This window comes from Psychrobacter sp. P11G3 (assembly GCF_001435845.1).
Classification (GTDB): Bacteria; Pseudomonadota; Gammaproteobacteria; order Pseudomonadales; family Moraxellaceae; genus Psychrobacter.
On the sequence record NZ_CM003596.1, the window covers coordinates 3,067,230 to 3,079,601 of the forward strand.

At 41.6% G+C, this 12,372-nt stretch carries 11 protein-coding genes; 6 read left to right on the forward strand and 5 right to left on the reverse strand.

Annotation, left to right across the window (positions count from 1 at the left end):
* Positions 1 to 26: 26 nt before the first annotated feature.
* The 3 genes from atpB to AK824_RS12445 all read right to left on the reverse strand — a co-directional run bounded on the left by atpB (position 27) and on the right by AK824_RS12445 (position 3,129).
* A complete protein-coding gene (gene atpB, locus AK824_RS12435; RefSeq protein WP_057762009.1) occupies positions 27 to 893 on the reverse strand; it encodes a F0F1 ATP synthase subunit A in 867 nt (288 codons plus the stop codon).
* 676 nt (positions 894 to 1,569) lie between these two features.
* Positions 1,570 to 1,968 carry an ATP synthase subunit I gene (locus AK824_RS12440; protein ID WP_057762011.1) on the reverse strand — a complete coding sequence of 133 codons (399 nt, stop codon included), beginning with the start codon at positions 1,966 to 1,968 and terminating at the stop codon, positions 1,570 to 1,572.
* A gap of 276 nt (positions 1,969 to 2,244) precedes the next feature.
* Positions 2,245 to 3,129 (reverse strand): metal ABC transporter solute-binding protein, Zn/Mn family, encoded by an 885-nt coding sequence (locus AK824_RS12445; protein ID WP_057762013.1) that lies wholly within the window; start codon positions 3,127 to 3,129, stop codon positions 2,245 to 2,247.
* 183 nt (positions 3,130 to 3,312) lie between these two features.
* On the opposite strand from AK824_RS12445, the gene AK824_RS12450 reads away from it, so the two are divergent.
* The 6 genes from AK824_RS12450 to gluQRS all read left to right on the forward strand — a co-directional run bounded on the left by AK824_RS12450 (position 3,313) and on the right by gluQRS (position 9,047).
* The gene (locus AK824_RS12450) at positions 3,313 to 3,861 is read left to right on the forward strand and encodes a Fur family transcriptional regulator (protein ID WP_057762015.1); all 549 of its coding nucleotides are present in this window, start codon (positions 3,313 to 3,315) and stop codon (positions 3,859 to 3,861) included.
* Between the two features lie 245 nt (positions 3,862 to 4,106).
* Positions 4,107 to 4,829 carry a metal ABC transporter ATP-binding protein gene (locus AK824_RS12455; RefSeq protein WP_057762674.1) on the forward strand — a complete coding sequence of 241 codons (723 nt, stop codon included), beginning with the start codon at positions 4,107 to 4,109 and terminating at the stop codon, positions 4,827 to 4,829.
* A gap of 97 nt (positions 4,830 to 4,926) precedes the next feature.
* Entirely contained in the window at positions 4,927 to 5,730 is an 804-nt protein-coding gene (locus AK824_RS12460; RefSeq protein WP_057762017.1) for a metal ABC transporter permease, read from the forward strand.
* Positions 5,731 to 6,039: 309 nt separating this feature from the next.
* Positions 6,040 to 6,879 (forward strand): metallophosphoesterase, encoded by an 840-nt coding sequence (locus AK824_RS12465; RefSeq protein ID WP_057762019.1) that lies wholly within the window; start codon positions 6,040 to 6,042, stop codon positions 6,877 to 6,879.
* Between the two features lie 492 nt (positions 6,880 to 7,371).
* Complete coding sequence (gene dksA, locus AK824_RS12470) at positions 7,372 to 7,809, forward strand: RNA polymerase-binding protein DksA (RefSeq protein WP_057762021.1); 438 nt, start codon at positions 7,372 to 7,374, stop codon at positions 7,807 to 7,809.
* A 242-nt stretch (positions 7,810 to 8,051) separates the two neighbouring features.
* Positions 8,052 to 9,047 (forward strand): tRNA glutamyl-Q(34) synthetase GluQRS, encoded by a 996-nt coding sequence (gene gluQRS, locus AK824_RS12475; protein ID WP_057762677.1) that lies wholly within the window; start codon positions 8,052 to 8,054, stop codon positions 9,045 to 9,047.
* A gap of 136 nt (positions 9,048 to 9,183) precedes the next feature.
* Here gluQRS and AK824_RS12480 read toward each other — a convergent pair whose 3' ends face one another.
* The gene (locus AK824_RS12480) at positions 9,184 to 10,380 is read right to left on the reverse strand and encodes an FtsW/RodA/SpoVE family cell cycle protein (RefSeq protein ID WP_182176715.1); all 1,197 of its coding nucleotides are present in this window, start codon (positions 10,378 to 10,380) and stop codon (positions 9,184 to 9,186) included.
* 280 nt (positions 10,381 to 10,660) lie between these two features.
* Complete coding sequence (gene murD / locus AK824_RS12485; protein WP_057762025.1) at positions 10,661 to 12,085, reverse strand: UDP-N-acetylmuramoyl-L-alanine--D-glutamate ligase; 1,425 nt, start codon at positions 12,083 to 12,085, stop codon at positions 10,661 to 10,663.
* Between the last annotated feature and the right edge of the window lie 287 nt (positions 12,086 to 12,372).

The following is a 12,372-nucleotide window of genomic DNA, read 5'->3' on the forward strand; positions in this document are numbered from 1 at the left end:
TCCTCATTTACCTATTGAATGTCTAATTAATGTTCAGTTGATGATGCAAGCGACATGTAAACTATCGTCAGCATCATAAATACGAACGCTTGAAGTGTAATAACTAAGATGTGGAAGATAGCCCACGGTACCGATAACGCCCATTGAATCCAAAACGGCATTAGAGCAATCAGTATGAAAATCAATTCCCCAGCATACATATTACCGAATAGACGCAAACCAAGTGATACAGGTTTGGCTATTAGAGTAACTGCTTCTAGGATGAAGTTGATGGGAATCAAAATCGCTTGTACGATTGGGTTTTTGGCGCCAAACGGATGTAGTGTTAATTCACCAATAAAGCCGCCTAAACCTTTTTCTTTAATGCTATAAAAGATAATCAGTGCAAAGACAGAGAAAGACATGCCAAGCGTGATGTTAGGATCAGTCGTTGGAACAATCTTAAAGAAAACATGATTTGGATCATGGCCCATTGCAGCACCAATTTGTCCCGCAATACCTGGAACGAAGTCAACAGGTATTAAATCCATCAAGTTCATCAAAAAGATCCAAACAAAGATGGTCAACGCCAATGGTGCAATCAGTTTTGATGTACCACTGTATGAATCACGAACGTTGTTATCAACAAACTCAACGATCAATTCAACTGCTGCCTGCATTTTACCTGGCACGCCTGAAGTGACTTTTTTGGCAACCATCCAAAAGATGGTACAAAATAGAATGCCCAGACCAATTGACCATAGCATAGAGTCAAGATGGATAGCTTTAAAGCCCATTAGCCCTGCTTCTTCAGCAGTATAGGCAACTTTCCAACCTTCGCCCGGCAGATAGCCGTACGTCCAATTCGTTAAGTGGTGAGAGATATATTCTGATGATGTTTGCTCGGATGCCATAATGTAAGCTTCTTATTAATCAACGATTTAATCAACTACCAAAAATATGGTTGTCATCTGATGAGGTTTTAGTGTTTTATTTGATGTGCTTATAAGCAAGCAAATAATTCATGCTAAAGCGCTCATGTAACCAACAACATCCAACCCATAGTTCTATTACTAATATGCAATAATTGATAGCTTGAGATAAATTTTAGCTATCAAAAAAGGGCTTATGATGAATCAGTAATAGCCCTTGCATTTTTATACGCAAAATTATTATATATGTGCTTGCCCACTGACCGTTTTTTACGATCGGCGCCTAATATAGCGCTTATAAGCAAAATATTTAGCCGCCTATATTAATGCAGCGTTGTATTCGTGTAAAGTCAATTGTGATTTTTTTATCCACTGTATGAATAAGTTAGCCACCAGTTTTACTTGCTAATATAGCCACTAACCATAATTAGATATCAGTAATCTAATTATCAGCAATACAGATAGTTGAATAACCCCTACCCTCTTACTGCATACTACGTCTAACATTGAGACTCATAGTGCGGTCTTTATAATCACTGGTACTATCCTAAGACAGCGTTGTGCTTCGACTTTTCGAACTAGTCATAGAGAAGCTGGACGGCAGGGTGACTTGCCAGTACTATTAATAAACCATCTGTTTAGCGATCATTTATTAGCGCTAGCGTATATGCCACAACATCCAACTGTGACTAATTTGCATTACCATAAAACCGATAAACAGCGCTGGCGCAGATAGGGGTTGTACGGTAATAAAAATTAGTGCAAAACCAAACACGGTCAATAACCATTTTGACATTTGACCCCGATATAGCTGGCTAACGATGTGTTGGCGCGCGCGATATCCGGTGTACCAAAAAATAAAAAACGCAAATACTGCTTGAGTGATAAAACTTAATAGCGCACCAATTGCAGCGCTTTTTGCTATCGTAAGTTCACTATGTAGCCAAATAGTATCTACTAACCAAGCAATGATAATAAGGATAAATAGTATCCATGCTTGTCGTTTAATATAGATGCCAATCTTGTCTTTTTGCGTGCGTTTGGCAGGCTTGGTCATCGGTATTCCTATAGCCCTTACAGCATTGGGACAATATATCATACTTATGATAATTTTATCCGTGAATGACTTACTCTACAGGCATTACCTTTCGGCCAAAATAAAACGCTACTTATTATAGGTAGAGCGTAACTATTAAGCAAGTAAAATATGACTTTTATCAGTAACCTAACTCAAAACAGTTATGGTAATAGCGCATTTTCACTTACCAAGTTCATATCACGCTCTCACATAGATACTTCTACGCGGCTTATAATGTAGTAATCTATATCGCCTCTATTGTGCAACACACTTATTAATTTGTTGAGCCATAGTTTGCCAACTACTAATAAAGTCTTTGCTATTATTACTCATGTCTTCGACTTGTATGGTTGTATTGACTGGCTGCAGTTTGGCAAGCAGACCTTTTGAAACAGTGCCTTGGTTAACCATACACATTTGCTTCACAGGACGATTCTTATTCAACCAAAGTAGCTGGCTGGCTTTAGGAGAAATATGATGATCCGGACTTAGACTACCGGCTAATTTTATATGAGCAGCTTTTTCAATGTATTGATAGGCATCATGATATGCCCAGTAAGGGCGATTTTCCTGTGTGCCTTTCTGTACGTCAGCGACCGCTTTATCCATACGTTCCGCAAATTTTTTAACATTGGCTTGATAAGTGCTTGTATACTCCGGATTAGCATGGCTGTGGATCACGGCTAGTGCACGGGTAATAGCTTTAGCATTTTCAGGATCTAACCAAATATGTGGATCTAGCGTACCTTCAATTGCCTCGCCTTTTACGTCTCGCAGCGGATAGCGGTTAAACGCATCAAACTCAAACATAGCAATGGCGTTGGGTGCATTTTTCAAACTACCAGTTAGACTATTCTCTAATACAGGCCCAAACCAGACTACAAATTTGCTGTCTTTAATGGCTTTCATATCACTTGGACTAACACTACCATGATGCCCAACATCACCTGCCTGTAAGATTCTATTGGCTGATGGTGCGCCTTCAGTGACCGCTTCACTGAGTAAAAACATCGGATAGTTGCTTACACTTACGGTTGCTGCTTGAGCACTTAGTGTCAGAAGACTCAGCGCCATGCCTGAAATTAGTAAACGTTTTAGTATAGTGGTTGGGCGTATTAGGTGATTAAAAACTGAGTTCATAGTTGGTATCTTCGCTATATAGGTGATGAAGAATGAGTGTTAGTCATGAAATAACGCATTTGATGAAAACGTAATAGATACCAGATAGCTTAAGACAGCTTATCTTCTTTTCGTTTTATTATGTTATACTATAACAATAAAAAACATAATAAAAAAGCCATTTTATTTCTAGGAGTCGGTACCATGTCTACTCATTCATCCATTTGTGAACATCTGCATGATGCGCAAGACTTTACGCCACAGGACGTCATAGAGCGCCTCAACGCTGCAAAAGAGCAGTGTCGCTTAAATGGCTCACGTTTTACTGCGTTACGTCAGCAAATATATCAGCTGATATTAGAAGCAAACAAGCCTATCGGTGCCTACGACTTGATCGCTCAATTACAGAGTGTGCGTCTATCAGATACTGACAATAGTGACGAAACAAAAGATCAGTCGGGCAAAAGAAAAACCACAAAGAACGTCGCCCCACCAACGGTTTATCGCAGTTTAGAGTTTTTATTAAGCGAAGGTTTGATTCATCAATTGACTTCTATTAATGCTTATGTGCCTTGCTGCCATCCAAGAGCACAGCATACAGCGGCGTTCCTGATCTGCGGGCAGTGCCAACGTGTGCAAGAATGCAGTAGCCTACCCGTTCAAGAAATAATGTCCTTTGCTGAGCAGGATGTGGGATTCGTCGTTGAACGCAGTGTGATCGAACTTAGCGGTCGGTGTCAGGCCTGTCAATAGCTTATAAACTCAGCAACTTACAAACTTAGTAGCTTATAAACTCAGGAACTTAGTAGCTTATAAACCTAGTAGTTTATAAATATTGTCCACCCTTCTCTTTGTTCGTTCTTAATATCCATATTTTGGTTATCTCTATCTTTTACTTATCTATTCGTTGTCATATTATGAGCCTGTCTACTCTACCTTCTAAACAGCCGGTCGCACCTACTGCAGATAGTAATGCTGCAAACGATGCTAGCCAACTGATGAGCCTACGTGATATCAGCTACTATATTGGGCCACAACGTATTCTCTCGAATATCGATATCGACATTGCGACCAATGAAACCGTGAGTCTCGTTGGGCCTAATGGAGCTGGAAAATCGACACTGGTCAAGCTTATTTTGGGTTTGATTGACCCCACCAAAGGCAGCATCACAGCACATCAGCCATTACAGCTTGGCTACGTACCGCAGCGATTTGCTGTGCCACCGATATTGCCATTGCGCGTCAGTGATCTTTTGGATCAAGCAGATAAAAAGCGACTAACCACTGAGCAGCGCCAGTTTATCTTTGATAATTTAGCACTGACGCATTTGTTATCACGGCAAATGTTGCATTTGTCCGGCGGAGAAGCCCAACGAGTTTTGCTTGCCCGAGCATTATTGGACAAACCGAACTTATTGATTTTGGATGAGCCTATGCAAGGGCTTGACCCTGATACAGAGGTTTGGCTATATCAGTTTATCGATAAGCTACCAGATTTTTTACGTTGTGCCATGTTAGTGATATCCCATGATTTGCATTGGGTTATGAGAGGCAGTCGACGCGTTATCTGTCTCAATAAGCATATTTGCTGTGAGGGACAACCAAGTGAGCTTGCCATAAGTACCGAGTTCAAAAAATTGTTTGGCCATTACTATGAGCAGCCCTACGTGCATCAACCACACGCTTGCCAGCATCATGCACCAAACGAGCTCGAACTATAATCCTGAGCACCGCATACATTATAGCTGTATAGCTCTTGATGTTTTGACATCTAGCAACGCAGCATTAAGCCTCTATAAAATTTCATGGATATTTATTATGACCTCATGGTTAGCTATTATCGCTCCTGCTTGGATCGCTGGCAGTATTTTAGCGCTACTATCCGCACCTTTAGGTTGTTTGGTATTGTGGCGCCGTATGGCATTCTTCGCTGATGCTTTAGCACATGGCACTTTGTTGGGTGTGGCTCTAGCAGCTTGGTGGCAAATGCCGATGGGCATCGGTGTTGCGTTAGTCAGTATCGCTGTCGTGTTAGGGTTGGTTTTAATTGATGATGAACGCTTGCCTGCTGACGCAGTTTTGGCCGTCGTTGCTGTGTCATTGTTATGCTTGGGTTTATTGACCTTGACCCAGCTGACAGACCAACAAGCCAATGTACTGGGGTTTTTATTTGGTAATTTACTGGAACTTGGTTGGAGTGATTTACCCCTACTCGCAGGGTGCGTACTGATAGGCTTAGGCTTACTCAGCTATATTTGGCCCGCACAAATCAAACTCGCAACGCATGAAGCATTGGCGCGTATCCAAGGCATTAACCCTACCCGTCAACGGTTGTTCTTCATGGGTATTTTGGCAGGCTTTTGTGCCGTTGCTTTACAAGCCGTCGGTAGCTTATTGATTAGCGGGCTGTTGGTATTACCTGCTCTTACCGCGCGTTTGTGGGTTACTTCACCAAAACAAATGGTGATTATTGCGTTGATAGTCGCTCAACTGGGTGTGACACTTGGTGTGTGGGGTAGTATTTGGTTGGACATACAAACTGGTTTATCTATCGTATTGATATTGGCAGCTTTATTTTTTATAGCATTGATTTCTTCGAAGTTAATAAAGATAAAACTTTAGTTAGCGTCGCTATAAATACGTTATAATGAATAAATTATGACTGTTTTTCGCTATCTTTTTGTTCAATTTTATTTTATTAATATAATGAATGCTTTAGTTCGATAATACTATAAGTTGGCTTTGGCTTTGATATCACTAGTTAATAGTAGAAATATCGTTTATTCGAGTTAAAGTAAACTCAAGATAAGCGCTGTGCTCTTCTATAGTAGATTGATGATAATTATAAATACCCAGTGAAAAATAGTAGCTCATTTATCCATACTCGCGCTAACAATACTTATTGTTGTGATTCGATAAGGGACTGAACCAATGCCAAACTATCCTGCCAATAAGTTAAGCACCTCCGACCAAACGATAAATATTTTACAGATTACTGATTTGCATTTATCGACGCCTGTCTTTGTTGATGAGAGTGACATCTATAGTGATGACGTGACTTGTCAGCGTAGCTTTGAAGCAGTGCTCGAGCAGGCGCTTAGTGAAGACATTCGCTGTGATTTGATTATTGTGACCGGTGACTTGGTTAATCGTGTAAAGTCTACAATTTACGATCATATCTTTAAGGTATTACAAGCGACTCAGATTCCTTTTGCTTGTATTGCTGGTAACCATGATGTAACAGATGAAAACGGTAAAGACTTGCCGTTTTTTCAGCGAGAGCTTGTCGCTCAGCCTGCTGACTCACGTTTGTTAAGTCGTCATGTCATTGAGACTGAATACTGGCAGCTGTTGTTATTAGACTCCTCCATTTCTGGTAAGGTTGCAGGCGAGATCACGCCCACTGATATCAATTGGCTATGTGAGAGACTCAGCACCTGTGATAAGCCCGCATTAATTGCCCTACACCATCATATTGTTCCAGTTGATTCTGCTTGGATTGATACCCATATGGCAGAAAACACTGAGAGTTTTTGGCAGCATATGGCACCATTTGAACAGCTACAAGTGGTGATCAGTGGGCATACTCATCAAGATCAAGTTCGTCTGCGCCAAGGCGTCACGGTGTATAGCACACCATCTACCTGCTATCAGTTCAAACCTTATGAAGATGATTTCTCTTATGATGAGCATGCATTACCAGGATATCGCTGGTTGCAATTAGCCAACAATGGAACAGTTGCAAGCTGGGTTGAAAGACTGGATACTTGATGCCCAGAATTATTGGTACTAGTAAAAGCTATAGCCCTTTATACTTATAGCTTTCGTCAATAATTCCTAATCGAAAATGCGATGATAAACAAATAAAATATGCATTCAATATAAAAAATCACTTCATTATTATTACAAACAATGATACAACTTATGAAATAAAGCAAGGGTGGCCCAATATCTAATATGAAGCCACTGCACGATAGCTAGGATGGCCCATTAACCACAAGCTCAGTTTTCACAATCAATGACCTACGGCATGCTTTAGACAGTATTATTAAAACCGAAGTTTATATAACAACCTATCTAACAATCGGTATATAACTGTCAAGATATAAAGTCTACGATATTATTTGATCAGCTGTGTTACTTGTATTACCAAGTGGTGAAACGTTTGATAAAAGGACAAATTGTAGCGTTTGTAGCATTAATAACGTCTTGTCTTTTGATACGTCGTTTTATTGAATTAATTTGAAAAAGTAGGATACCCATATGAGCACCCTGACCACGAATCCGAGTGAAGTTAAATTTACTCCTTATGTGCCGGCCAAAGACGAAGAGTATATGTCTGATGCGCAGTTGGAGCACTTTAAGGCTATTTTATTGGATTGGAAAAACCAACTGATTGGCGAAGCGGATCGTACTAAAAACTACATCCAAGATGAGTCAAGCGCCATGCCAGACATCAATGACCGTGCCACTCAAGAAGAAGAGTTTGCATTGGCATTACGTACTCGCGACCGTGAGCGCAAACTTATCCGCAAAATCGACAAATCTATGTTAGAAATCGAAAATGACGACTATGGATTTTGTGAGACTTGTGGTGTAGAGATTGGATTACGTCGCCTTGAAGCACGTCCAACCGCTACTCAATGTATCGACTGCAAAACCTTATCTGAAATCAAAGAACGTCAAAACCAAGGCGCTTAGATCAGATATTACAGATATGAATGTAAGCAGAAGCGACCTTATAACAGGTCGCTTTTTGTATTTTAGACTGTGACTACTTTGCTGCATTACTGACTTTGCTCTGACAAATACAATCGCCTGAATAATGATATGACCAACAAAACAATCTCATTTAATGAATATCTTTTGATACTCATATTTATTATTCTATCTTTATTACCTTTTATAGACAGCCATTTATTTTGAAAACAATGCCTACCGTCATGCCAACTCAAACGCTACCATCACAGCCTATCGGCCGCTTTGCGCCTTCACCAACGGGTGAGTTACATCTCGGCTCTCTAACCACCGCGCTTGCCAGCTTTTGCCATATCAAATCAATCGGTGGTAAATGGCTGTTGCGTATGGAAGATACCGATACTGAACGCTGTGATCGGCAGTTCACTGAGCAAATTTTAATGGATCTTGAGGCACTTGGATTGCATTGGGATGGTGATGTTATTTATCAGTCTGAGCGCATTGATATCTACAACGATTATCTATCATCATACCTAGGGCCGTTGACCTATGGCTGCCAATGCTCCCGTAAAGATTTAGAGCAGTACTGGGCGCAAGAAGAGATAAGTAGAAATCATAGTCGTGCTAGCTTAGCTGCGCCAACTGATCAGATATCGTTAGACGAACAAGTTCCATCAATTGACCAAGTACAACTCAATAGGCAGCGGTATCCGCGTCGCTGTGTGGCAGCTGACCTTGATAGACAGCAGCATAAGCTACGTATTCAGCTACCAGACTATCGGATTGGGTTCAATGATGGTATTCAAGGACTACAATGGGATAATCCGCAGCAGACACTAGGCGATATGGTCGCTCGTCGCCAAGATGGTATGATCAATTACATACTGGCAGCCAGTCTCGATGATGGTCTACAGCAGGTTACTCATATCATGCGTGGTCTTGATATCCTACCTATGACGACCGCGCAAATCGGCATCATGCAAGCAGCCCGCCTACCCACTATTGACCAATGGTATCACCTGCCATTGATCAATAATGCTGACGGCCAAAAGCTCTCTAAGCAGAACCTTGCCCAACCAATCGACACATCAGACCCGAGTCAACTTATTGCTGAAGCCCTATCTCTATTACAGCAAGTAAAGGTCGATATCGATACCCCAGAAAATATGCTCAAACAAGCCATTGCTCAATGGGACAATACCCCACTACAAGGCAAGCAACAGTTAAATCTGTCTTATTAATAAGAGTTATTCCATCAAAAGTCATGACATAGACAATAAAAAGCGCCACTATGAGTGACGCTTTTTATTGCAATAGTACTGCACACTATTTACCGAAAGTCTGAATCTATGCAAAGACTATTATATATAGAGCCTATTAATAATAACGGCATTGGCTTTTTTCTATTTCAGGGCTTTCTTTATATATCTTTAATAATAGAGCGACCATAACCAAACTAATCAACATAGACGAACCACCATAACTAAAGAACGGCATAGTGAGACCTTTGGTTGGAATGGCACCCATATTCATCGCAGCGTTAATAATCGTCTGGGCAATAAATACCACACCAATACCGAAAGCAGTATAGCTCATGCGCATCTGGCGGCGTTTGAGCGCGTTGTAACTGATCCGCATCGCACTACCGATAATTAACGCTTCAAGTATCAGTACCATGCTGACACCGACGAACCCTAACTCTTCACCCGTAATAGCCAATAAGAAATCCGTGTGCGCCTCAGGCAAATGCGACAGTTTCTGTACACTTTCGCCATAGCCGACACCCGTGAACTGCCCACGACCAAAGGCGATCAAACTACGTGCGAGCTGATAATCAGTATCTTGTACATCGTCAAATGGATCCATAAACGACATCACACGCACCAGTCGGTACTCTGCCGTAGTCACCATTAACACTGCACCACCAACAGCAGCAGCACCCAAGGCTAAGAAGTGCTTATAAGGTGCTCCAGCAATATAAAAAATCGCGAACAGCGTACCAATAATGACGACAAAAGAACCAAAATCTGGCTGCGACAATAGCAGTATCGTTATCAGCGCTACTACCAACATAATTCGCAAAAAACCGTCTAGGCCATTACGAACTTCAAAAGATCGACGCACTACAAAGTCAGATACAAACACAATCATGACCAGTTTGGCCAACTCAGCTACCTGAAAGTTAAAGCCGCCTACTGTGAGCCAACGTTTGGAGCCATTAATTGGCGTACTAAACAACGTGGCAACAAGCAGTAGCCCTGTGATGCCTAACAAAGCAAACTGGGTCTCAGTTTTATAAAGTGTGCGTAAAGACACGCCATAATAAGGAATAACCGCAACGATTAAACCAATCGTCATATACAACAGCTGGTTTTTGAAAAAATACAGCTCTGTCATACCGCGGCTAAGCGCAAAAGGAATAGAAGCAGAAGCAACCATCAGCAGACTAAGCACCATCATACAGCCGACGCTTGATAATAAAATTGCGCGCGCTGATGGCATAGACAGAACACCGTCTGAGCCAGAGGTTTGCTTGGTTTGGGGCGAGGAACGAAAAAAAGAAGAGAGCGCCATAATTTTATATACACTAACAAACGAAAAAACACGGCGTCTATGAAACGCCACCGTTTAAAAAATCATAAAGTAAATCGTACTAAACAGATGGTGATAGAAAACCTGTAACCAGCGGCAAACGCCTTAGCTAGCACCTATTTTAGTAATCAGGATTATATGCTTGACAGTAGCAGCAATCTATAAGCAAAACAATCATTTATCCAGAAAATACTGGCTGTTGCTAGAGAATAGACATCTGCTATGCCAACCTATATAGCTGCTTAATATATTCGACTACCTATCAAGCTTCTGATTGGGCGGTGTCTAATTGATTGACCAGTTGGCTAAAGTGCTCACCGCGAGCCGCATAACCACTATATTGGTCAAAGCTAGCACAGGCAGGTGACAACAATACAGCCTGTACTTGCGATAAACTACTGGTAGTGACTTGTTGAATAGTCGCAAACGCATTCTCTAATGTCTGACACTGATGTAGTGCGACATCATCACTCAATTTCGCAGCTCTTAGATGTTGTTCAATCTGCTGACCATCTTCACCAATAAACAAAACTTGGCTCACATATTGATTGATAAAAGGCGTTAATTCACCAAACTGTTGCCCTTTGCCTTGCCCGCCTAAGATCAATAATAGCTTACCGTCTTTCGGCGCATAGACTGCGCCCAAGCCTTCGATAGCGGCCATGGTCGAACCAATATTGGTGCCTTTAGAATCATTGAAATAATCAATGCCAGCAGCATTAGCCACATATTGGCAGCGGTGCTCAAGACCTGTGAACTGCTGTAAAGTGGTTAGCATACTTTCTAGCGGTAAGCCTGCCAGCTCACCAAGTGCTAGAGCCGCTTGCGCATTCAGTAGATTATGACGACCTTTAATCAACAGTTTGTCTGCCGACAGTAATCGTTCTGTACCACGAGCAAGATAAGTTTGGCCCTCTGTGTCGGTAATCAGACCATACTGACCTTTATCAGGGGCATGAATACCCGTACTAATTCTCGGTAGGTTGTCTGCGACCAATGGACGAGTAAGTGCATCTTCGCGGTTAATCATTACCGACTTGGCACCTTGGAAGATACGGTGTTTGGCTTGATGGTAGCCAAGCATATCTCCATGACGATCTAAATGATCAGGCGACATATTGAGCACAGTCGCTACTTTTGCGCCCAAGTTAGTGACGGTTTCTAATTGAAAGCTAGACAGCTCAAGCACCGCAAGTTCCATATCAGAATTATCTAGCAATGTTAAAGCTGGTACACCGATATTGCCACCGACACCCACGTTAACGCCAGCATCTGCCGCCATTTGACCAACTAACGTAGTGACTGTACTTTTAGCGTTAGAGCCTGTAATCGCTACGATGGGTGCGGTACACGCTTCACAGAACAGTTGAATATCACTAACTACAGGAATATTGGCTTGGCGAGCAGCAGCTACAGCGGCAGTTTCAAGAGAAATACCTGGGCTAATAACAATACGTGCGGCTTGTTGCAATAAATCGGCATCTATCTCACCAAACTGACGAATATCTATCTCGGCTGGCAACTGATCGGCCAATTTAGGGGTAGCTTGAGCATCAGTGACTGCGACTTGATAGCCTTGCTTAACCAGATAATGCGCGACTGACAATCCAGACTGCCCCAAACCCACCACGACTTGTAGACCACTACCCTTATGAAGTAAGGCTTCTGTTGCTGTATTAGTGGTCATATCTATTCCTTCTATATAAACGAGAAAAGTTGTATCAAATAAATTTGTTGTATAGCGACTCTAATCGGCGCTGCTAAGATGTGCAGCATCTTAACGCCATCGTGCAGATTTCGGTACTGATTTTTTATGACTTTATGCTATTATTCGCCTGTTTTTATATTAAGTGGCTAATGCTATAATAGTCAGCTTGATTAATATTTATCATTATTTTGCTGAGCAAATTGCTCAAGCATTTTAGTTTAGCATGTTGTCACATTTATCGCGCTATTGTCACGCCTCTTCATCAA

What these genes read in the sequence shown, in the direction of transcription:
- murD (WP_057762025.1), bottom strand. Translation starts at nt 12,085, where the DNA reads ATGACCACTAATACAGCAACAGAAGCCTTACTTCATAAGGGTAGTGGT.
- AK824_RS12445 (WP_057762013.1), bottom strand. Translation starts at nt 3,129, where the DNA reads ATGAACTCAGTTTTTAATCACCTAATACGCCCAACCACTATACTAAAA.
- AK824_RS12440 (WP_057762011.1), bottom strand. Translation starts at nt 1,968, where the DNA reads ATGACCAAGCCTGCCAAACGCACGCAAAAAGACAAGATTGGCATCTAT.
- AK824_RS12465 (WP_057762019.1), top strand. Translation starts at nt 6,040, where the DNA reads ATGCCAAACTATCCTGCCAATAAGTTAAGCACCTCCGACCAAACGATA.
- dksA (WP_057762021.1), top strand. Translation starts at nt 7,372, where the DNA reads ATGAGCACCCTGACCACGAATCCGAGTGAAGTTAAATTTACTCCTTAT.
- AK824_RS12460 (WP_057762017.1), top strand. Translation starts at nt 4,927, where the DNA reads ATGACCTCATGGTTAGCTATTATCGCTCCTGCTTGGATCGCTGGCAGT.
- AK824_RS12480 (WP_182176715.1), bottom strand. Translation starts at nt 10,380, where the DNA reads ATGGCGCTCTCTTCTTTTTTTCGTTCCTCGCCCCAAACCAAGCAAACC.
- AK824_RS12455 (WP_057762674.1), top strand. Translation starts at nt 4,107, where the DNA reads ATGAGCCTACGTGATATCAGCTACTATATTGGGCCACAACGTATTCTC.
- gluQRS (WP_057762677.1), top strand. Translation starts at nt 8,052, where the DNA reads ATGCCAACTCAAACGCTACCATCACAGCCTATCGGCCGCTTTGCGCCT.
- atpB (WP_057762009.1), bottom strand. Translation starts at nt 893, where the DNA reads ATGGCATCCGAGCAAACATCATCAGAATATATCTCTCACCACTTAACG.
- AK824_RS12450 (WP_057762015.1), top strand. Translation starts at nt 3,313, where the DNA reads ATGTCTACTCATTCATCCATTTGTGAACATCTGCATGATGCGCAAGAC.